This window comes from Cerasibacillus sp. JNUCC 74 (assembly GCF_053667775.1).
On the sequence record NZ_CM132207.1, the window covers coordinates 3,220,904 to 3,241,846 of the forward strand.

The following is a 20,943-nucleotide window of genomic DNA, read 5'->3' on the forward strand; positions in this document are numbered from 1 at the left end:
TCTTTTTTGTTAGTTGAATCGTATAAAGAATAGAGTTTATTCATAGGAGTGAAAATCATGACAGGAATTTTAACAACAACTATTCTCTCATTTATTCTGTATTTTTTGATTGCCGGATTTTTTATTGTTCAAAACAAAAAATATCGGATGACTACGGTAAAAGCAGTTGGTCTAATATTTATTAATCTCTTTATTATTGGCGTTATTATTATATATATGGTTATGCCTCCCATTACAATACCAAATATAACGATTGCTAATCTTATTACTGGTGCTGTAGGAATGATCGGTTTATATACGATTACGAAAAGTAAACCATTTACGAAATCGACGAAACATTTCGATACGATTACCGGTGCAATTATTTTATTGGCAATTATTACGATTCCTGGATTTATTATTTTAGGTGTATTCACATTAGATAATACGCATCATTCTATTACAATCAACGAAGTGGAAGAAGCAAAACCTTTAGATAAAGATTCTACACCAGTAGTCGTATCTCCTGAATTCGCCCGAAATAAAGTACAAAAAGCAATGAGTGTTGTACCTAACACGCAATTTTATGATTTAGGAAAATTGCAAGTACAAAAAATAAAAGATGATATCGTTTTTGTTGCTCCCGTAGAATTTACAGGGTTTTGGAAATACTTCCGCGGAAAAGAAACAGAAGGTTATTTTACTATTTCTGCAACAGATATAAACGCCCAGCCGGAGTTTGTAGAAAGCAAAATGAAATACACAAACTCCAGCTATCTTAATCATAATGTATCACGAACCATTTATAATGCCTACCCTGGTTATATTCAAAGTGGGGAAGCCCAAATCGAAGTGGATGATAATGGAAAGCCATGGTATGTTCAAACCCTATATCGGCCAATCGGATTAACGAATAAACCAGATTTCAACAAGCTGAATGTCGCTGTCGTAGATCCAGTTACAAGTGATGTCAAGCTTTACAAAGCTAATAAGGCCCCAGAATTTATTGAAGGATCCATCAGTTCTGAAATGGCTTCTGATGAAAATGAGTATTTTGGTAAGTATGTACATGGTTGGTTAAATTCATATTTTGGTAAAAAAGACGTTAAAATACCGAATGAATCAGGAACCGAATCGAGTGTGACCCCTATTTTTAATGAAAATGGAGACATGTATTATTTTACCGATATGTCCTCTCCTAAAGAGAATATCGATTCTGCACTTGGATATACATTAATTCATGCTCGCACCGGTGAACTAACTTATTATAACGGCAAGCAAAACAACGGAATAATGGATAGTAAAGGTGCTAAAGAAATTGTAAATAAAGAGTTTCCGGAAAAGAAATGGACTGGAAGCATGCCTGTCTTATATAACATCGATGGAAACCCTACTTGGGTAGTTAATGTCCTTGATCCTAACGGTTTATTTAAACATTACGCCTTTATTAAAGCTGCTGACTCAGACTTTGTTGTTTTTGGCGATACAGCTAGCGAAGCCCTTGAATCATACCGCTTAGCAATGGCACAGGATCCAAGTAATGTAGAATCTACCAATGAAGGATCACTTGAAAAGCGCAGTGGTAAGGTAGAACGTATACTTGTTACAACACAGGATAAAAAACAAATCATCCAATTTTTACTTCAAGATGATGGAACCATTTATACTGTTAACTCAGGTAAAGCTCCACGCGCAATCTTCTTACAACCTGGAGACAAAGTTGAATTAAAAGCAACTATTCGTGACAATCAGACCGCAATTGTCGAGACCATTACCATTGAAGGGTTAACAACTAAAGAATGATCTAATTTTAGAAAGCTTGACTGATGCTAGGTAGGTGCCCGACTAGTTTTGTTTACTAGGATATGAAAAAATTCTACTGTGTTGTGATTTACTTCAATGCTAAAAATTATATTTTAAACATATGAAACCAGACGAAAGCTAACTCTTTAGTCTGGTTTATTTTTTAGGTAAGTTTAAACTAGAAACATAAACATATTTTTGTATTTGTTTAGAAAAACTTAGCTTGTCGCCAAGTCTTTAGCGAAAGCTGTAGTTTTTCTTATACGATAAAGTGAAACTTCATTCCGTGAAATACTTTTTACACGGAATGTTAGTACCACAAGGGTATGACCTAAAGGCCCTTGAACCAATTGGGCATTTAGGTGCCGTTTTCTCCCACTTTGACTCTTTTGTATCAATTCAGGACTTGAAGTGGGAAACTTACGGCACCCTACATGCAGGGATAAAGCCTAAAAGTTTTATACTCCCTCTATATACTTTCCTATAGTACTAAAAAAGAAACGAAACTATAAACAAATGGATTAATAAAAATAGTCATTTGCCTATTTTCCCTTCTTTTGTCTTTTCATCCACTTAAAAAAGTTGGTTAACCAATAAGCAAAGCACGCTACAGCAAAGTTGATGAACAATAAATAAGTTAGGTTCATCCCTTTATCTAATCGTAAATAATCAATTGCTATAAAAAAAGCGTCTATAAGATAAGCTATAGCTAAAGAAATAAGGAAAGCATAGAAATAAAAATTTTTATCTCTATTTGTACAATATTGGTATATTAACATATATGCAACCGGCAAAACTACTGCTGTAATCGTTATTCCAGGCACTTTAGCTGTTAAATCATGAGGATGAACAAGGTAATTACCTGCTTCTAATGCACTATTTAATTTGGAAGCAATCATATGCACAGAATAGCCATAAAAAGATACTTCAAATATCCTCTTTCGATCGATAAGTATATATAAAATGATTAATGGGATTAAAAAAAACAATACATTAAACCAAAAATACCATGTATCTTTTCCGGAAGTCATATTCCAATATTCAGACTGTAGTTTACCTAACTTTTCTTTTAAATGATAAATTTGACCATATAATTGATTTGCATCCATCTTGTACCCACCTATGTTAAAGTCATATGCGACTGTAGTGAAGAAACTTGCAAAATTCCGTTTTACGAAGCATGTAGCTTTTTTAGTTCCGATGCTTCGTAAACAAACATCTTAAAGTGCTAACAGAACTTCATAAAAAATGCTAGTTTTAGTACATTGTAACCAAAATATAGTCGATTTATTCAAAAGTACATATGTGGAAAATGTATCGTTTCCAAGCCAATAAAGAAAAATATACAATATCATCAACCATCTGCCCAGTGTCCAGAGGAAATTCCTTCATTGAACGAGCCTAAAAATTTTCACAACCTAACTCAACTACGGTGGTATATTTTTTAGTTGACATCGTAAAAGGGGCTGGGACATAAGCAAATACTAAATACAAAAACCGAACAATTATTTTATAATTGTTCGGTTTGTTTGTGTTTAGAAAAACTTGGCTTATCGCCAAGTCCTTAGCGAAAGCCATAGTTTTTCTTATACGATAAACCCTAAAATTTTATACTTTCCTATAGTACAAGGACGATTTATGGTTCGTTTTTTAATCAGCTGTTTTCGTTATGTCCCAGCCTTGTATATTAAGTACATGAGGTTCGCTACCTCTTGTGCTTTTTTTGTATAGTAATTTATACTGAAAGCAACGCTGTGGATTAGTAACCCTGCCTACAGTACTTTTTAGTAACTGGTTTTTAGAGAGTCTAACCACAGCTCTTTGTTTATCTGTTAATCAGTTAGATAACGCTAGACGTTTGATTTCATACAAGGATACAGAACAAGGAGTGCGTGGCTTGAAGCACAGCGTAATAGACAATACGAAAGGAGTAAACCAATGATTTATGTGGGGATTGACGTAGCCAAGCATAAACACCAAGTGGCAATCATGGATAATGGAGGTAGAATCTACGAACAGGATTTAGTTATATCGAATAGTCAATCAGGGTTTCAAAAACTTCATGAAACACTTCGTCGTTTACAGACAGAAGTAGCGCAAGAATGCCAGATAGCGATGGAAGATACTGGCCATTATAATGTTTCTATTCTACAATTTTTGAGGGGAAAGAATTACCAAGTTTTTCGCTATAATCCAATCTTAATCAAGGAATTCTCCAAAATTCACACCTTGAGAAAGACAAAGACGGATAAAGCAGATGCCTTAGTAATCGCAAAAAAATTAATGGGTGACTTCGAAAAAAGGGAAGAGGTCCAAGATAAGGTAACCCTAGAGCTTAAAGAACTAACCAGATATAGAAGGCGGCTTGGAAAACATCAAGCTCTTCTTAAAACCCAATATACTCGAGTCTTAGAAAAAAGCTTTCCTGAATTGGCTGCTTACGGTCAGGTTCGTTATTCTAACTACATGATGGAGTTATTAAAAAAATACCCAAGCCCCAAGAGAATTGCGAAGGCTCATGAACAAACACTTTCAAAATTATTGGGAGCGAACAACAGTAGTCTGCAATCTCAAGAGCTTAAACGACTAGCGAAAGAAAGTATTGGGTATTATTCTGATATTACGGAGTTTGAATTAATTCAAACCATAGAACAGCTCTATTTGTATCAAAAGCAAATAAAAGAAGTCGATAAAAAAATTCAAGAAATGATGGATACACTCAATTCACCAATCGTAACCATTCCCGGAATTTCTTATCGACTCGGTAGTACAATCATAGCAGAAATAGGAGATATCCACAACTTCAATCACCCGAGTCAGCTATTGGCTTTTACAGGAATGGAACCATCCATTTATCAGTCTGGTAACTATAGGGGCCCTGGAAAAATGGTGAAACGCGGATCTCCTCATCTTCGCTGGGCGATGTATCATGCATCACGATTAATAGCCATTTATTCACCAACGTTCAAGGCATACTATGAGAAAAAGCTAGCTGAGGGTAAGCACTATAACGTGGTGCTCAGCCATGTAGCGAAGAAATTAATAAGAGTGATATTCCATTTACTGCAGACCGGTGAATCATATAAAGAAGTACGTGTGTAATGTAAAAAAAGAGAAGCTATGGTAAATAGCGTTGCAATAACCTCAGATTTTACACTACAAATAAGCTTAATGATTCATTTGAAATTCACAAATCATCAAGCTTATTTGCCATGCTCCAATACTTCTAATGGAAAATGCTAAATTTATTGCTAAAAACTTATTGACTTTATATAGTTAGCCTCTTTTAAAAAGATTACTTATTCCTCAGCAAGTAAAGAAAGTTCTTCCCATCTGTCCATCTTTTCATTTAATATTTTCTCTATTTCTTGCTGTTCTTGATACAATTGCTGTACTTTTTCAGAGTCACTTCCGGCATTAATAATTTCTTCTTGAATAGCTACTAGCTTTTCTTCTAAAGCAGTGATATCATCTTCTATTTCATCCCATTCTTTCTTATCTAAATAGGACATTTTTTTCTTTTGCTTGTTTAGAATAGGTTTTTTTGGTTCTTTACTTGGCTGTTTTGCGGCTTGATCATTTGTTTGTATTTGTTGTTTTAAAAAATCTGTATAGTTGCCGTGATACGAAGTAACTGAACCGTTACTGGTAAATACAAGCAAACGATCCACAACCCGATCAAGAAAATAACGATCATGGGATACGCAAACTACTACCCCAGGAAATTCATCTAAATATTCTTCTAATACACTTAATGTTTGAGTATCTAAATCATTGGTAGGTTCATCAAGCAACAGCACATTCGGCTCTTCCATCAATATTTTCAATAAATACAAGCGGCGTTTTTCTCCGCCGGACAATCTATGAATATACGTCCATTGTTGTTTTCGTGAAAACAGAAAGTGTTCCAGCATTTGCTCTGCGGTGATTACCGAACCGTCCTTTGTATGAATCACCTCAGCCACTTTTTTAATGTAATCAATGACACGTAAATCTCCGTCCAGCTCCTCATCACCTTGTGTATAGTAGCCAATTTTGACCGTATCACCAATAATTACCTCGCCTTGATCCGGCGATATGCGCCCAGCTATCATATGAAGTAAAGTTGTTTTACCTGCACCGTTTGGACCTACAATCCCCAGCCGATCACCTGGAATCATCAATTGATTCATGTTGGCTAAGATTTTCTTTTCTCCAAATGATTTACTCACTTCTTTTAATTCAATTACTTTTTTCCCTAATCGCGTAAAACCTACAGGTACATGAATCGTTTCTTGCTTTATTTGAAAAGTCTGCTCCTGCATGTTATGTACACGTTCAATCCTGGCCTTTTGCTTCGTAGAACGAGCCCTTGCTCCACGTTTTAGCCAAGCAAGCTCTCGGCGTAATGCATTTTGATGTTTTATTTCATAGTTTCTTTGTAATTGTTCACGTTCTGCTTTTTTCTCTAAAAACACTTCATAATTTCCTTCATACGTATAAAGATTACCATCATGCAATTCGATGATCCGATTTGTTACACGATTTAAAAAATAACGATCATGGGTAACAAGTAATAACGATCCCCGATACGTCTTTAAGAATTTCTCCAGCCATTCAATGGATTCATGATCCAGATGGTTAGTTGGCTCATCTAATATTAGTAAGTCCGCCGGCTGGATTAAAGCCTTAGCAAGAGCTACTCGCTTCTTTTGTCCTCCAGAAAGCAGTGCAATCTGTTTATCAAAATTGGTGATTCCCAACTTAGTTAGAATTGTTTTTGCATTTGTATTTGCTTCCCAAGCATCGAGTTCATCCATCTTTTGCTGGATATTCAATAAGTCTGTTTGGGCTTTTTCGTTGGTTGCATCCAGTTGTAATCGTAATAAAGCTCGTTCATATGCACGCATCACTTGCATCGTCGGTGAATCACCATAATATATTTGCTCCATCACTGTCAGACTTGAGTCCAAATCAGGATCTTGAGCTAAATATTCAATTTGATAATCTTTAGGATACTCCATTTTCCCTTCATCAGCAGGTTCTATTCCGGCAATGATTTTTAGAAGCGTCGATTTTCCAGTACCATTTACTCCAATTAGTCCAATCCGTTCTCGTCCAGCTATATGTAAAGAGATAGAATGAAAAAGTGTTTTATCACCATATGTCTTCGTTATATTTTCTATTGTCAGCATATCTCATCATCCTTATTTTTTTCTATCCTTCCACCACTTTTTAATAATTAATACAATTAACAAAAGCATCCATGAGGTAACTAAGTAAAAAATCACTTTACTTCCTTCTGTCATATCAGAAAAGAAAAAAGCTAGTCCGGCCCATACAACAGTTATAAGTAGTAATTGCCCTAATAATACCTTCATAAATAATCCCCCCGTGTAACTATAATACTATGAAACTTCATTTATGAGCGCTTTTTTTCTTCTTTTAAATACTAGTTGAACTAACTGCGTATTGACATATCCGGCTAATTGCCACTTAATACTTTAAACAACCCTAGCCGCTTATATGTTATGATAAAACAAAAGCGCAGCCGATCATTTAACGACATAACAAACTGGAGATCTTTATGAGGAGCAGATGTTCCTTATCATAGAAAGGAGATCGAAGTTTGCTAGTCACTCGAACACATAACTAGACACATAAAAATTCCACCTGTAGCAAAGATATCGGTTCATAGACAACAAAAACAGAAAGCCGTAATGTATACAGCTTTCTTTAAGTTTACAATCTTATATGTTACGAAGCAAATTAGCCATCTCTATGGCCGCAGTTGCTGCCTCAGCTCCTTTATTTCCAGCTTTTGTTCCTGCACGTTCAATTGCTTGTTCAATTGTTTCTGTTGTTAATATTCCAAAAATCACTGGTTTATTCGCTTGTAAAGTTACTTGAGATACACCCTTTGCTGCTTCATTACAAACATAATCGAAGTGAGGCGTTGCTCCTCGAATAACGGTTCCTAATGCAATAATCGCATCATACTCCTTTTGTATCGCCATGTTTTTGGCAATTAATGGTATCTCATATGCCCCAGGAACCCAAGCAACCGTTATAGCTTCATTTGCTACTCCATGCCTAATTAATGCATCCTCAGCCCCTTCCAACAGTTTTTTCGTGATAAATTCATTGAATCTAGCTACAACAATTCCAATCCGTAAATCAGTTCCTACTAAATTACCTTGTAATACTTGACTCATTGATTCCACGCCCCTCATTTATTTTTATCCGATCAATTAATTGCTCTACAGATATGATAATTAATTCAAATTGTTTAGCTATCTTTTTCAAATCTGGTAATCTTGCCATTGTCCCATCTGCTTTAATAATTTCACAAATTACCCCAGACGGAGTAGCTCCACACAATTTAGCAAGATCAACAGAAGCTTCTGTATGTCCAGGTCTTACTAATACCCCCCCTTCCTTAGCAAGTAAAGGAAATACATGCCCCGGCTGATTAAAATCTTCTTTCGCTGCGGAAGGGTCAACCATAGCACGAATCGTCTTCGCACGATCATATGCACTAATCCCTGTTGTTGTATCCTTGTAATCAACACTTACTGTAAATGCCGTTGCAAACGGATCATGATTATTCGAAGTCATTAATGTTAACCCAATTCGTTTAGCTAATTCATTTTCAACAGATGTGCATACCAGTCCTCTACCATGAGTAATCATAAAATTAATAATCTCCGGAGTAATCAAATCTGATAAAGCAACCAAATCTCCTTCATTTTCCCGATCTTCATCATCAACAACGATGATTGGCCTCCCCAATTTTAATTCTCGGATCGCTTCTTTGATTGTGTTCAACTGGTTTCCACTCCTTAACTAAGTATTTTTTATACCCATTTGTAGGGAATTTTGACTTGTAGCTTATTCGTTAACTAAATTTAGTTAGCTGAACCCTTTATCCAATAAAAGTTTCCTTGTAATAGGTTCGTTGCCAACCGTACTCATAAGCAGTTTTTCCATATGCTTCATGAGTATATCGCATTCTATATTAACTTTATCTCCTTGTTTCTTTTCTCCCAATATCGTTACCATTGCTGTATGGGGAATCAACGAAATCGTAAATACATGATCTCTGATGTTAAATATAGTTAGACTAACTCCATCAACTGCAATGGAGCCCTTCTTTACGAGATATTTCATTAGTTCAACAGGAATTTCAATATCAAAATAGATAGCATTTTGTTCATGTTGCCTACGTATAATTTTCCCTAAACCATCTACATGACCAGAGACAAAGTGTCCACCAAATCTAGCATTTGCAGCCATAGCCCGTTCCAAATTAACATTCGAACTGACTTGAGCAAATTGTAACGAGGTCGCCTTCATTGTCTCCGGCATAACCTCCACGGAAAAACTACGCTTATCCAATGACGTAACCGTTAAACATGTGCCATTTACAGCTATACTATCACCAACATGAACATCCTCTACTATCTTGTGTGACTTTATCTTCAATATGATTGCTTCTTTAGAAACTCGTTGTAGTGACAATATTTTTCCTTTTTCTTCAATAATTCCAGTAAACATACTCGCCCTCCTCTCTAAAAAGTAGTATTTTTGCTAACGGGGCTTATTGCTTTATCGTACTTTTGCACACACAAAAAGCCCCTAAATTTAACTTCAGGGGCTTAACGATTCGGGATTTAATCATGCATATTGGTGAGCTTACACTGTATGTGCAAAAGAAAATTGCTCTAAATAAAGCTATGTCTACTAAGAAGTGCTTCCCACGGGACTTTCCTCATGATTAATTACAATGAATTACTATCCCGTATTTAAAAAAGAATACTCAAAAAGTTCAATTTGGAATAAAGTTTTATTATAGAAGAATGCAGTACTATAAAGTCTACTATTATAGTTTAAGTATAAGTTAGTCTCCTGCTCCACAGACTTGGATTCAGTCAAAATTTCTTTATTGGCTAGTTTTCCGGCGGATTATGTTTCTAACTATATACAATGCGCTCCTCAAAACTCATTCCCTCGAATTTCGACTTGCTGGACGTACTAGTGTTCTTATTTTAACAAGACAAGAAATGCCCAGTTAGAAATGTATCACGATTTTTCAAGAACACTTGAGACTTTAGCACGACCTTGGTCTTTGCAAACCTCTTTTTGAATACGTACTTAAAGAAAACACTTTACCTATAAAAAGCATAGACTCTTAGATCTTTAGCTTGCAAACGGCTAGACAAATGCTCTTCCATTTAGCTAGTACATAGAAAAATATAATACTAGTCAATATACACAAAAATATTGCCGTTGCTGCATATATCATTCCTTCTCCCATCCAGACTTTCACTGTCGGTTCCGGACTTACACCGGATCCACCGTTTGTTATATCAAACGGGTCACGGACTTAAAGCAATTAGCTTGCTTCTTACCGTCGGTCGGGAATTTCACCCTGCCCCGAAGGAAATTTATATTTAGTTTTAGTTTGCAGTGATACTCTAACTCTAACATACCTTCATATAAGGATTTACAAGAAATCCACTAAACTCTTAATATCCTAAGAAATCCTACCACTTATTTTTTCTTTTGTGATTATCTAGATAATATCAGTAACAAAAATAAAAAGCAAGCTTGTTAATTTGCTTGCTCTTGTTCACCGTCCAGCCATAAATAAAACGATTTCTTTGCAATTTTAATTAAACGGCCAACTTTTACGGTATGAAACGGTGGTTTTTCCAATAATTTATATACCTATACCTAAAATTTTCATAATATCTTTCGGATTTAGTACCTCTGACATTTGACATCCTCCTCTTTTTTCTAAAATAGTTATAAAAAAAAGCAGACATTTTTGTCTACTCGTTCATCTATATTCTAAGGTAAAATAGTTAGGATTTTCTGTTATTTAAACTGGTTTTCTACGTAATGTTCTAATTGAAATTTCATGTTCTCCTAACATCTCATATATTGACTTTTGATCTTCCAGAATAATTTTAACACTTTCATTCGTTTCCATTACAGCACGTTTAATAAGATGATTCTCCTCTTTTACTTTCTCTATATCTGATTCAATCTTATCAAATCTTTTGTTTATATCATCAAATTGCTTGTTTACATTATCAAATTGCTTGTTTACATTATCAAATTGCTTGCTTATATTATCAAATTGCTTGTTTACATCATCAAATTGCCTGTTTACATTACCAAATTGCTTGTTTACATCATCAAATTGCTTGTTTACATCATCAAATTGCTTGTTTACATCATCAAATTGCTTGTTTACATCACCAAATTGCTTGTTTACATCACCAAATTGCCTGTTTACATTACCAAATTGCTTGTTTACATCACCAAATTGCTTGTTTACATTATCAAAACGATTATTTACCTCTTTTTGAAAATCTAATTGACGCTGATTTATTTCAGCTAACAGCTTCATTACATTCTCTTCAAATTTTGACATTTTATATCAACTCCCATATTATTAATCACAATTTATGACCCTTAGCCACATCAAAAACACCATTATTTTCCTCAAAATAATCTGGTTCTGTATCCATTGTATCAAATTCTCGTGCACCAAAAGCAGACCCTAGCATATAAGAATTATCTTCTCAATGGTAACTATTTAACAAATCCCCATCCTCAAACTTATATAAATATCTATTTTCTCCACCCAGCCCAACGAACCTCAATATCACCTTTTACAAGTTAATTTTATCTATTTCCCGTTCCATCTCTCTATATCTGTTACCACTCTTATATCATCAACACTTGGATTTTTAGAGCATGTCGAATGAAGAAATTCATCGTTTTCATAAGATATAAAATCCTCAATCGCTTATTCCTTCTACGTTTCCACATGATGCTAACACTAATAATAAAATTATTAGAAAACCCAATTTCAACATGTGTTTACGCATTAGAATAATTATATAACCAATCATAGCACAGAACTAATATTATATGAATAGCTTCTACTAATCCCCACTTTTCACTGCCAACATATCATCCGCAGGAGCAACTAAAGTCTATATCAACGTGAAAACTATCTTTACCAGTTTATAGGGTTTACGCTTCTCCCCAAGCCACTTGTTACAATAATTTCTATTAATGGTAACCGTTAATCACCATTAATATTAACAGGGGTAACAGAATCATCTTGTTCCAAATATCGCATAACATGCCGAACATAATTAGTATCTTCATACCTTGACCATCCCCATTTTTTGAGACATCGTATTACTAAATTAATTTTCCATTTATTAGCTATATTTCCCTATTGTTATACTTGTTCACAGACCCAATAAATCCATGCCCCATATGTTAAGCCTGTAAGATAATGCCACATCACCGCCAGCATGTTCTAAAACTGTGAAAAGTATTTAACACCTTGTTCAATGGATTTTTCTGGATCAGTTAAAGCATTTCGTAAGTCAAGAGATTCAGAGTTTTGCATAACATTCAAATATCTAACGCCCGATTCCTGCATACCCATTGTTATTACTACATCTACATGCTTTTCTATGCCATTTTTTTGGCATACTTTTGAAAATAGCTTTTGTACCTTGTCCCTAATAAAATCCCACCAAAACATAAACACCCGTAAGGTCTTCATTTTCCTCTTGTTTTAAAAAACCTCCAATCATATCACCACTTGTACTAGACATAAGTACAAAAAGAATACCCATATCAAATAACAATTGATAAATACATAGATTTTTATTTTCCATTTGGCCATTTTTACAACAGGTATCTTTTCTAATTTAAACTTCATATTCATCTCTCACCTCCATAAAAATAAAAAAAGGAATGCCCATTAAGACATTCCTTAATATGCTCCCACCCTAAGGCAAAACAGATTTTTATTTTTTAATCTGTCTACCTTAGGGGAGCATATTATATATATCGCTCTTTTTTTCTTTCTTCTACATTAGATACATTCTTATTTCTATAAATAAATTTGTAATAAACATAAATATCCCTTATGACGCTTAAATAAAAAGGTTGTCACCAGTTTCCCTAGCTTATTAAATCCACCCATAACAAAATATGGAATAAGACTCATGACAAATGCAAAAGGCTACACTAAAGCAATTAATAACGCTAAAAATTACAACGCACCTAACAACAGAAACGGATTAGACAACATAATAACAATAATAATCGTCAAAAGACTAGTTCCGACTGTTTAAATGCACCACGCGAAGCAACTTAAATAATGACATAACTGATTAAAACGATTAAATGATTGACTAAAATGTGGTTCCAATGTATAACGTCGAAAGTTTCCCTAAGTAAATATAATTAACCAAAACAAAAAAAGTGGTGAATGTGCTAATTATCGGCTTTTCTTCGCTGTTTGTATCTTATTATTTGGCAGAATATTTTTTCATTCCTTTCCTAAAAAATGTTGCTGTCATTATTCTTGTATTGCGTTATGATGGATTTATAGGAATTAACATACTATCTCACTCATTATTATTTAGGTAACTTTTGGGCTTGGACCTGGATTATAGGGCTTCCGTTATTAAGGCTTTTCACTTTATTTCATTCGTATTCGAGGCTTTTCTTTAAGCCTATAAAAAAGCATGAATCACTCAAATAGATTTGAAAAATAAACCGAAATTTCAAAAATGGTTCGAAACAAATAAGGATGTTTTTATTAATGTAAATGCTGTGAAATTACTGTTATTGCTTATACACAAAATATAAGATAGCATTTAACTATTGTATATTTTTAATTCATCTCATGTGTAATTTCACTTAGGTCATCAGCGGATGAAGCTACTTCTTCAACTGCTCTACTTAACTCAGCAATTATTTCCATAAATGAAACGATTTCATTTTCAATTTTGCTATTTTGATTTTTAGTTTCACCCATCGTCTTCATAATTTGGTAGAAATAATCCTCTGTTTCTTTTAAGCCAGAATTACCGTTCTTTATGTCATCCCCTACCTTTTGTAATGAATCTGTTAATTTTTCTACTTGTGTCCCCATATTCCCAATTAATGTAGATACATTGGTTACGGAGTTTTTTGTTTGCTTAGATAGCTTACGAACCTCCTCAGCCACTACCGCAAAGCCAAGCCCATGTTCACCCGCTCTTGCTGCTTCTATCGAGGCATTGAGTGAAAGTAAATTTGTCTGCTCTGCTACTTCGTTCACTATATTTACAATGGATTGCATTTGCTTAGATATATTGGTGAGCTGAAGCAGTTCATTTGATAAGTGATTAACGGAACCATAAATCGTTGAAATATTAGTATTTAATTTATTTAGTTGTTGCTTTCCTTCATCTGCTCTTTTATAAGCAACCTCCGATAAATTTGTTCCATTATTGGTAATTGTAATAATTTCTTCCGATTGCGACTGAAGTTGCTGAAATGCAGCATTTGTTTGTTCAGAAATGGCAGCAAGATTTTCCGATGACTCCGCTACTTTTTTTCGTGTTTGCTGTTTCTGTAATTCTGCCTGTTGTTTTATTTTTTCGGTATTTCGATCATATGCTTCGAGTACTAATTGTTGCTCTAAATTTAATAATCTCGATACTGCACGTATCGCTATGAGGCATTCCTCTTTTCGCTCCATATTTGCTTCGATAATATCGATCAAAGACAGTAAAATATCTTGAAAAGCACTCATATACCATTTTGTTTCAAGTCCAATCTTTACATGAATTTTAGCTATTTGTGTTCGCTTATCAAAATATTCCTGGTTGATAGCCCCATTAAACATCTCACCAATATGCCGTTTTAATGTCCGTTTTAGTCGTTCAATCGAACTAGACTGATTTATAATGGTAATCAGTGTCGGTTCTTTTTCTAAATTTTTATAAAAGCGATCAACAATTGTATCCAATTTTTCTACAACATATGGCTTTAGCCACTTCATAACTGCCAAGTCAAATTTCGTAAGCCCAATCATCTGAATTTGCTTAGCTGCCTCGCTTCCTTTTTTCACTTCTAATTGGACTGTATTCATTTCTTGTTCTTGAATTTCATCCACAAATAATACATGCTTGTTTTTCTTAAAAATCAATGTTCTTTCCCCCTCTGTCTCTCTAAGAATACCCAATTATTTCCTATTTTACACGAAACCATACTTTTTACCTACTATTATACTGTATAAAATACCTATGTACGTTTTTCTGTCTATAATAAGAATATCGACACAATTCCAGCAGAATGTTATATTTAGAAATATTTTCCTATAAAAATTTAGTTAGTGCAAGACTTTACTAAAGGTGATCTGCAAGTTGTAACTTATAAAAAATACTTAAATGAAATTAAAAGCAGACAGAACAATAAATATTCTGTCTGCTTTTATTTTACTATTTACCGTACAGCACAACGATTTGGACCTATCTCCATTTCACGTTGTTTTTCTTCATCTGGATTAATTTTACCCATGTTTGTTTGACGAATTTCTTGATAAGCATTTGGCTGAGGTGGCAAGTTTTCTGTAACAATTTTTCTAAACTCGTCTTCACTATCAATATTTAAACCATGGTTTTCAGCAAATAAAGTTCCTAGTTTTTCTTGAATAGACCCATCATTATTTAATTCCTCAATAATCATATAATGAGCTGGCAACACGATTAATTCATCTGATAATTCTCGATAGCGTCGGTATAGCGTTTCTCTTAAATCTCCTACCCAATCCTCGGCTAATCCAGCAAGATCAGGTCTGCCAATTGAATCGATGAATAAAATATCCCCCGTCATCAAATACTTCTTATCTACCACAAATGAAGTGGATCCAATGGTATGTCCGGGGCTGTATAGTGCATGAATAGTAATTGTTGTATTACCAATTTTGACTTCTTCACCATCTTCTAATGGTTGATAGTCAAATACTACCTCCCCAGCATCTTTTGGTGGTAGCCAATAGGTTGCCCCTGTTTCATTAGCAATTGCTCTTCCGCCGGAAATATGATCTGCATGTAAATGTGTATCGAGTACATGTGTAATAGTAACTCCAGCTTCTTTAGCAAACTCAATAAAAACATCTGTCATTCGTGTAGGGTCAATAATTGCTGTTTCCCCATTAGAAATGACCATATACGAAAGACATCCTTTACCTAGGCGAACGAATTGATACAGCTCACCACCACCAGTTAAATCACCAACTTTAACAGGCTCCATATATTCACTCCATGCTTTCATTCCACCTTTTAGATAGGAAACATACAACCCTTTTTCAGCTAACATCTCCGCAACCATTACAGAAGATCCTTCTTTTGCACAGACAACTAAGATTTCCTTATCAGAAGGGAGGTTATCCAAAATATGGTCCACCCCGTCTATTAGCTCAAAGTAAGGAATATTCATATATATGATGTTTTTTCCTTCAATTTTCCAATCCGCAAATTCATTTTCATTTCGAACATCCAGAATAAATAACGCTTCTTTATTAATTACCTTTTTTGCAATTTCTTTTGGTTTTCTTGCCGTTAAAGACATTTTTCATTCCTCCATTACATAAATTTAAATTTTATTTCAATCATCTTCAAGAAAATGTTTAAATAGGATACCAATCAGCGGAGATGTAGTGCTTTGAGAGCAAAGCGTATACTATTTGGACCTGGGCAATAGTATTAATTTTAAACCGACTTTTTGAACAATCTCTGCAAGTAATTATCTATCGTCACTTATTTTAAACATCTGCATTAACGATCAGCTACTCTTTTCTAACCTAGTTACATTTTAATTATATGGGCCCTATTTTCTACATATACCGGTACAGGTATTATTTATTGTAAAAAAATAACCCTTTCTTTTATACCCTACTAGGGTATAATAAGTGATTTAATTCAGTCTGTCAACTACTATAATCAACTTCTGGCCATGCTAATTCTGTGTTGTCTCTTAGATAATTTTTTCCAGCTGTCCACTATCTAAATGAAAGAGAAATCCACTTACATCAATACCCTTGCCATAAGCTTTATAGATCGGATAATTTTTAATATTATTCACTTGCTTCAGGATATTTATTTTTGAAAGCTCATCCAGCGATATTTCTTCATTATCCTTTCGATCCGGCAAACTATTTCGAATATGAGTGAGCCATGCTTGTAACTCTTCCTCATTATTACCATTCCATGCGCATGAATTCCACCACATTCTGTATGACCTTTAATAATAATGTGACTTACTTTAAGATGAACCAAAGCATAGTAGAGACCTGCTGAAAAACTATCATCGTTGTTGGAAACTTGATTAGCAATATTACGATGAATAAACATGTTCCCCAGCTTCATCTGAGAAATAGCTGATGGGCTAACACGGGAATCACTACATGCTAATACAAAAAATTCAGGATGTTGTCCTTGTTGAAGATGGCGAAAAAAATCAGGATCTTCTTCTTGCATCTTACGAATAAAATCTTCGTTATTTTTAATTAAATTCATTTCATCCATATAAATTCACCCTGTTTTACCAATTGCCTTTAATGCTTGATCAATAGATAAATAGTGGATGTTTTCTCGATATTTTGTATGCCAACCTGCTTTTTTCAATACATCCATCACCGGTCCTTTTATCTCTGCAAATAAAAAGGTCGTACCTTTCTTACATGTGTTCATCATTTCTTCTAATGAGTGAATAGAAACTGCATCCATTGAATTAACCCCAGAAAAGTCCATGATAATATATTTCGTTGTTGGTTTAACTGCTATTCGTTCACACAACTTATCTTCAATAAACGACATGTTGGCAAAAAACAAGTCGGAATCCACACGAAAAATCATCACCTCTGGATCATCTTTAGCGTTCGGATAACGTTCTATATTTCTATAAACTCCACGATCTGGAATAAATCCTAACTCAGCAATATGCGGATAAGCATTTTTACTTACATATACAATTAGAGAAAAGACGATACCAATGAAAATACCCTTTTGTATACCAAGTACAAGTGTTGACCCGAATGTTATAAACCACGTCCATCCATCTGCACGATTAATTTTGAAAAGTTGTTTCGCCTCACCAAAATCAATTAAACTGTAAACAGCGACCATAATGATTGCTGCTAGAACTGCTTTAGGAAGATAGTAGAATAAATCAGTAAAGAAAAGCAATGTTAGCATAATAAGAACGGCAGTAATCATCGAAGCCAGCGGAGTTCTTGCACCAGATTGATAATTTACTGCTGATCTGGAAAAGCCGCCTGTTACAGGATATGCAGAAAAGAATGAACCGCTCACGTTAGCCAATCCTAGACCGATTAATTCCTGGTTTGCATTAATTTTATATTTTTCCTTTGCAGCGATTGCTTTCGCCATTGCAATAGATTCCATAAAACCAACAAAGGTAATCGTTAAAGCAATAGGTAATAATGCAATTACAGAGTCAAGATTAAAAGCAGGAATAGAAATACCTGGAAGACCTTTTGGAACCACACCAACAATAGAAACACCATATTCGTACAATTTAAATCCGTACACAGCTAATATGCTGAATGCTACAACAACAATCGGACTAGGTATTTTCTTGAAATATTTTTTGAAAACCACCAATAACAGAATGCTAATTAAACCAATAATAAATGTGATTGGATTAATTTCCGTAAATCTCTTTATTGCCTCAGCAATAAGCAAAAATACTTCACTTTTACCTGCTTCATAATGAACTCCAGTTAAATCCTTTAATTGACTGAGCCCAATAATAATAGCTGCTGCAGAAGTAAACCCGCTGATCACAGCATGTGAAAGAAAGTTAACTAAAAACCCTAACTTTAATACCCCGAGTAACATTTGAATCAGTCCAACCATTAGCATTAGTAGAAGGACAAAAGAAATATACTCAGCTGTTCCTGGTTCTGCCAGTGTTGAAACACCACTAAGTACTAATAAAGAAACCATAGCTACAGGTCCAACAGCTAATTGACGTGAAGTGCCAAATAGTGCATAAACCACTAAAGGAATCGTTGAGGCATATAAACCAATTACCGGATCTAACCCAGCTAACATTGCATACGCCATACCTTGAGGGATTAACATAATTGCTACAATTAACCCTGCAGATATATCCCCGCTCAAATCATCCCGCTTATAATTCGTCAGCCATTCGAATGCTGGAATAAATTTTTTCCACAATTTAAAATCCCCTTTCACGTTGATTAGGAAACAAATTCTTTTTTCCTTAAGTCTGCTTAAGATATCGTGAACTTGCATATGAATGCTGTTTTACCCTTATGCAGAATAATGAAATCACATTATTCTGATTTTTCTTATTCACTCTACCTTTGAAGAAGATGACTACTTATATTTAACTAATTAAAGGGGAAACACCTCTGACTACGAAGCGTTAAAGCTAGATTGCTTTATTCATACAGGCAATTAATCGTTCTTCAATATCTTGAGCAATTTTATTTAAGGACTCATCATTAACCATTTGAATGAGTGCTGTTGGCTTAGGGAGACCTATTTTTATCTTGTTCTCCTCTTGGTACAACACTATTTTACATGGAAGAAAATAACCTGCCATGTGGTTTTTTGCTAACACCCGATTTGCTTCCTTTGGATTACAAACCTCTAGAACTAGAAATGGCTGCTCAAATTCGAACCCCTTTTTTTGTAACGTTTCCTGAATGTCAAAACTCCAAAGTACACCAAAGCCTCCTTCCTTTAAACTACTCTCAAGCGAATGTACTGCTTCTTTCATGGATTTACTTGTTTCTAACGTATAATGAAACAAAATAATCACTCCATTCATTTATAATTAACTAATAAAGTGAAACTTCATTCCGTGGAATACGGAATGTTAGTTGAACGAATCGGACATTTAGTACCTCCCCAGGTAATGCCTGGGGAGGTAAAATTATGCCTTTTTGATCCAAAACTTTAATACTTCGCCTTCTTCCGTGTTTTTAACAATTTCATGACCACCGGATTTAGCCCATGCTGTTAAATCACTTTTTGAACCTTGATCTGTAGTATGAACTTCTAGAATTTCACCTGATTTCAAATCATCCATCGCCTTCTTTGTTCTTACAACCGGCATTGGACATGCCAACCCTTTTGCATCTAACACTTTAACTGCTTCCATTATAAAATTCCTCCTTAAATCTGTTCCTTAACACATTGCGTTTTAGCATTTATTATCTAAAGAGTCCGATATCAATTATATTTTGAAGTCAAACTCTACTTTTTATCAATTTTAAATTAATAGTTTTCCTCTTTCGGTTATCTATATCTATTAAAAGGTTAGCGTCATATTCGCGTCTTTTGCGTATTCAATAAAGGATGCAGCGCCACCGACTTCGATGCCCTCTACAAATTGATCCTTATCTAAATTCATAACATCCATTGTCATTTGACATGCAATTAATTTAACATCCAATTCTTGCACAATACTTAGTAATTCTTCAATGGAAGGAACATTAGCTTGTTTAAAACCTTCTTGAAACTGTTCTTTTCCTTCTGGTAACGGAAGGTTTTTATGTGCGTCTTGATGGATTAAATTTAAACCTTCGAATGTAAAGAATATTCCTACTTCAGCATCCGATGCAGCAGCTGCTGAAGCAATATTAAATACTTTATACGCATCAAACAAATTACCATTGGACGCAATGATCGCTACTTTAGTATTCACCATGTTAATTTCCTCCAATATTTAGTTATCTTTTTCCATCGGCCCTTCCCATTTTATCATTCCAGGTACGACATTTTTCACATGCTTAAAACCGTTATCCGTTAATTTTCGGGCAGCTAAATCACTGCGATTTCCAGTACGGCAAACCACATAAAGATCGTCTTCTTTACTAAGTTCAGCCATTCTTTCTTCCAGTTCTCCTAACGGCATATTAATGGCACCTGGAATATGACCAAAAGCGAATTCTGCTGGTTCGCGAACATCAAGTATAGAAACTCGTTCATTTCCTTCTACCTTTTTACGTAACTCAGCTAAATCAATGACAGCTTTATGGCGCTTTTCTTCTTTTATTTCTTCTTCGGTTGCCACACGAATATAATGCTTGAGCACTTCTCCTTCTTCCACCGTGCCGATATACTGATGACCTGTACTATTTGCCCATGCTTGAATATCAGCCGTAGAACCACGGTCAGTAGCTTGTACTTCGATTACTTCCCCAGCTTTAAGGTTTTGAATCGCTTTTTTAGTTTTAACAATTGGCATTGGACAAGAAAGTCCTTTCGCATTCAAAACTTGATTTGCTGTAATACTCACCTTTATTCCTCC

The 20,943-nt window shown here is 34.7% G+C and carries 17 protein-coding genes, 1 pseudogene and 1 riboswitch; of the genes and pseudogenes, 2 read left to right on the forward strand and 16 right to left on the reverse strand.

Features of this window, described 5'->3' with window-relative positions; all coding sequences use genetic code 11:
• Positions 1-57 precede the first annotated feature (57 nt).
• Positions 58-1,782: a DNA-binding protein gene (locus JNUCC74_RS14360; RefSeq protein WP_454065873.1), complete on the forward strand. Its 1,725-nt coding sequence runs from the start codon at positions 58-60 to the stop codon at positions 1,780-1,782.
• Between the two features lie 542 nt (positions 1,783-2,324).
• On the opposite strand, the gene JNUCC74_RS14365 is transcribed toward JNUCC74_RS14360, so the two are convergent.
• The gene (locus JNUCC74_RS14365; protein ID WP_454065874.1) at positions 2,325-2,891 is read right to left on the reverse strand and encodes a hypothetical protein; all 567 of its coding nucleotides are present in this window, start codon (positions 2,889-2,891) and stop codon (positions 2,325-2,327) included.
• 829 nt (positions 2,892-3,720) lie between these two features.
• Between JNUCC74_RS14365 and JNUCC74_RS14370 the strand changes: the two genes are divergently transcribed.
• Entirely contained in the window at positions 3,721-4,884 is a 1,164-nt protein-coding gene (locus JNUCC74_RS14370; protein ID WP_454065717.1) for an IS110 family transposase, read from the forward strand.
• Between the two features lie 197 nt (positions 4,885-5,081).
• Here JNUCC74_RS14370 and JNUCC74_RS14375 read toward each other — a convergent pair whose 3' ends face one another.
• The 15 genes and pseudogenes from JNUCC74_RS14375 to JNUCC74_RS14445 all read right to left on the reverse strand — a co-directional run bounded on the left by JNUCC74_RS14375 (position 5,082) and on the right by JNUCC74_RS14445 (position 20,931).
• Positions 5,082-6,956: an ABC-F family ATP-binding cassette domain-containing protein gene (locus JNUCC74_RS14375; RefSeq protein WP_454065875.1), complete on the reverse strand. Its 1,875-nt coding sequence runs from the start codon at positions 6,954-6,956 to the stop codon at positions 5,082-5,084.
• 12 nt (positions 6,957-6,968) lie between these two features.
• On the reverse strand, positions 6,969-7,142 hold the full coding sequence (locus JNUCC74_RS14380; protein WP_454065876.1) for a hypothetical protein: 174 nt from the start codon (positions 7,140-7,142) through the stop codon (positions 6,969-6,971).
• Positions 7,143-7,511: 369 nt separating this feature from the next.
• The gene (ribH, locus tag JNUCC74_RS14385; protein ID WP_454065877.1) at positions 7,512-7,976 is read right to left on the reverse strand and encodes a 6,7-dimethyl-8-ribityllumazine synthase; all 465 of its coding nucleotides are present in this window, start codon (positions 7,974-7,976) and stop codon (positions 7,512-7,514) included.
• Between the two features lie 34 nt (positions 7,977-8,010).
• A pseudogene (gene ribB, locus JNUCC74_RS14390) lies at positions 8,011-8,589 on the reverse strand (3,4-dihydroxy-2-butanone-4-phosphate synthase); the annotation flags it as partial.
• Positions 8,590-8,673: 84 nt separating this feature from the next.
• Complete coding sequence (gene ribE, locus JNUCC74_RS14395) at positions 8,674-9,318, reverse strand: riboflavin synthase (protein WP_454065878.1); 645 nt, start codon at positions 9,316-9,318, stop codon at positions 8,674-8,676.
• 744 nt (positions 9,319-10,062) lie between these two features.
• Positions 10,063-10,209: riboswitch (FMN riboswitch) on the reverse strand.
• Positions 10,210-10,645: 436 nt separating this feature from the next.
• Positions 10,646-11,203: a hypothetical protein gene (locus JNUCC74_RS14400; protein ID WP_454065879.1), complete on the reverse strand. Its 558-nt coding sequence runs from the start codon at positions 11,201-11,203 to the stop codon at positions 10,646-10,648.
• A 903-nt stretch (positions 11,204-12,106) separates the two neighbouring features.
• Positions 12,107-12,358 carry a lysozyme family protein gene (locus JNUCC74_RS14405; RefSeq protein ID WP_077318052.1) on the reverse strand — a complete coding sequence of 84 codons (252 nt, stop codon included), beginning with the start codon at positions 12,356-12,358 and terminating at the stop codon, positions 12,107-12,109.
• Positions 12,359-13,480: 1,122 nt separating this feature from the next.
• Positions 13,481-14,782 carry a protoglobin domain-containing protein gene (locus tag JNUCC74_RS14410; protein ID WP_454065880.1) on the reverse strand — a complete coding sequence of 434 codons (1,302 nt, stop codon included), beginning with the start codon at positions 14,780-14,782 and terminating at the stop codon, positions 13,481-13,483.
• Between the two features lie 296 nt (positions 14,783-15,078).
• Positions 15,079-16,206, reverse strand: coding sequence for an MBL fold metallo-hydrolase (locus tag JNUCC74_RS14415; protein WP_454065881.1), 1,128 nt, complete (start codon positions 16,204-16,206; stop codon positions 15,079-15,081).
• Positions 16,207-16,733: 527 nt separating this feature from the next.
• Positions 16,734-17,162 (reverse strand): carbonic anhydrase, encoded by a 429-nt coding sequence (locus JNUCC74_RS14420; protein WP_454065882.1) that lies wholly within the window; start codon positions 17,160-17,162, stop codon positions 16,734-16,736.
• Between the two features lie 6 nt (positions 17,163-17,168).
• A complete protein-coding gene (locus JNUCC74_RS14425) occupies positions 17,169-18,839 on the reverse strand; it encodes a SulP family inorganic anion transporter (protein WP_454065883.1) in 1,671 nt (556 codons plus the stop codon).
• A gap of 217 nt (positions 18,840-19,056) precedes the next feature.
• Entirely contained in the window at positions 19,057-19,440 is a 384-nt protein-coding gene (locus tag JNUCC74_RS14430) for a DUF302 domain-containing protein (RefSeq protein WP_454065884.1), read from the reverse strand.
• A 123-nt stretch (positions 19,441-19,563) separates the two neighbouring features.
• Positions 19,564-19,791: a sulfurtransferase TusA family protein gene (locus JNUCC74_RS14435; protein ID WP_077318057.1), complete on the reverse strand. Its 228-nt coding sequence runs from the start codon at positions 19,789-19,791 to the stop codon at positions 19,564-19,566.
• A 150-nt stretch (positions 19,792-19,941) separates the two neighbouring features.
• Positions 19,942-20,340 (reverse strand): DsrE/DsrF/DrsH-like family protein, encoded by a 399-nt coding sequence (locus JNUCC74_RS14440; RefSeq protein WP_454065885.1) that lies wholly within the window; start codon positions 20,338-20,340, stop codon positions 19,942-19,944.
• An 18-nt stretch (positions 20,341-20,358) separates the two neighbouring features.
• Complete coding sequence (locus tag JNUCC74_RS14445; protein ID WP_454065886.1) at positions 20,359-20,931, reverse strand: sulfurtransferase TusA family protein; 573 nt, start codon at positions 20,929-20,931, stop codon at positions 20,359-20,361.
• Positions 20,932-20,943 lie beyond the last annotated feature (12 nt).

What these genes read in the sequence shown, in the direction of transcription:
- JNUCC74_RS14440 (WP_454065885.1), bottom strand. Translation starts at nt 20,340, where the DNA reads ATGGTGAATACTAAAGTAGCGATCATTGCGTCCAATGGTAATTTGTTT.
- JNUCC74_RS14380 (WP_454065876.1), bottom strand. Translation starts at nt 7,142, where the DNA reads ATGAAGGTATTATTAGGGCAATTACTACTTATAACTGTTGTATGGGCC.
- JNUCC74_RS14405 (WP_077318052.1), bottom strand. Translation starts at nt 12,358, where the DNA reads ATGAAGACCTTACGGGTGTTTATGTTTTGGTGGGATTTTATTAGGGAC.
- ribE (WP_454065878.1), bottom strand. Translation starts at nt 9,318, where the DNA reads ATGTTTACTGGAATTATTGAAGAAAAAGGAAAAATATTGTCACTACAA.
- ribH (WP_454065877.1), bottom strand. Translation starts at nt 7,976, where the DNA reads ATGAGTCAAGTATTACAAGGTAATTTAGTAGGAACTGATTTACGGATT.
- JNUCC74_RS14365 (WP_454065874.1), bottom strand. Translation starts at nt 2,891, where the DNA reads ATGGATGCAAATCAATTATATGGTCAAATTTATCATTTAAAAGAAAAG.
- JNUCC74_RS14420 (WP_454065882.1), bottom strand. Translation starts at nt 17,162, where the DNA reads ATGGATGAAATGAATTTAATTAAAAATAACGAAGATTTTATTCGTAAG.
- JNUCC74_RS14370 (WP_454065717.1), top strand. Translation starts at nt 3,721, where the DNA reads ATGATTTATGTGGGGATTGACGTAGCCAAGCATAAACACCAAGTGGCA.
- JNUCC74_RS14400 (WP_454065879.1), bottom strand. Translation starts at nt 11,203, where the DNA reads ATGTCAAAATTTGAAGAGAATGTAATGAAGCTGTTAGCTGAAATAAAT.
- JNUCC74_RS14375 (WP_454065875.1), bottom strand. Translation starts at nt 6,956, where the DNA reads ATGCTGACAATAGAAAATATAACGAAGACATATGGTGATAAAACACTT.
- JNUCC74_RS14435 (WP_077318057.1), bottom strand. Translation starts at nt 19,791, where the DNA reads ATGGAAGCAGTTAAAGTGTTAGATGCAAAAGGGTTGGCATGTCCAATG.
- JNUCC74_RS14415 (WP_454065881.1), bottom strand. Translation starts at nt 16,206, where the DNA reads ATGTCTTTAACGGCAAGAAAACCAAAAGAAATTGCAAAAAAGGTAATT.
- JNUCC74_RS14360 (WP_454065873.1), top strand. Translation starts at nt 58, where the DNA reads ATGACAGGAATTTTAACAACAACTATTCTCTCATTTATTCTGTATTTT.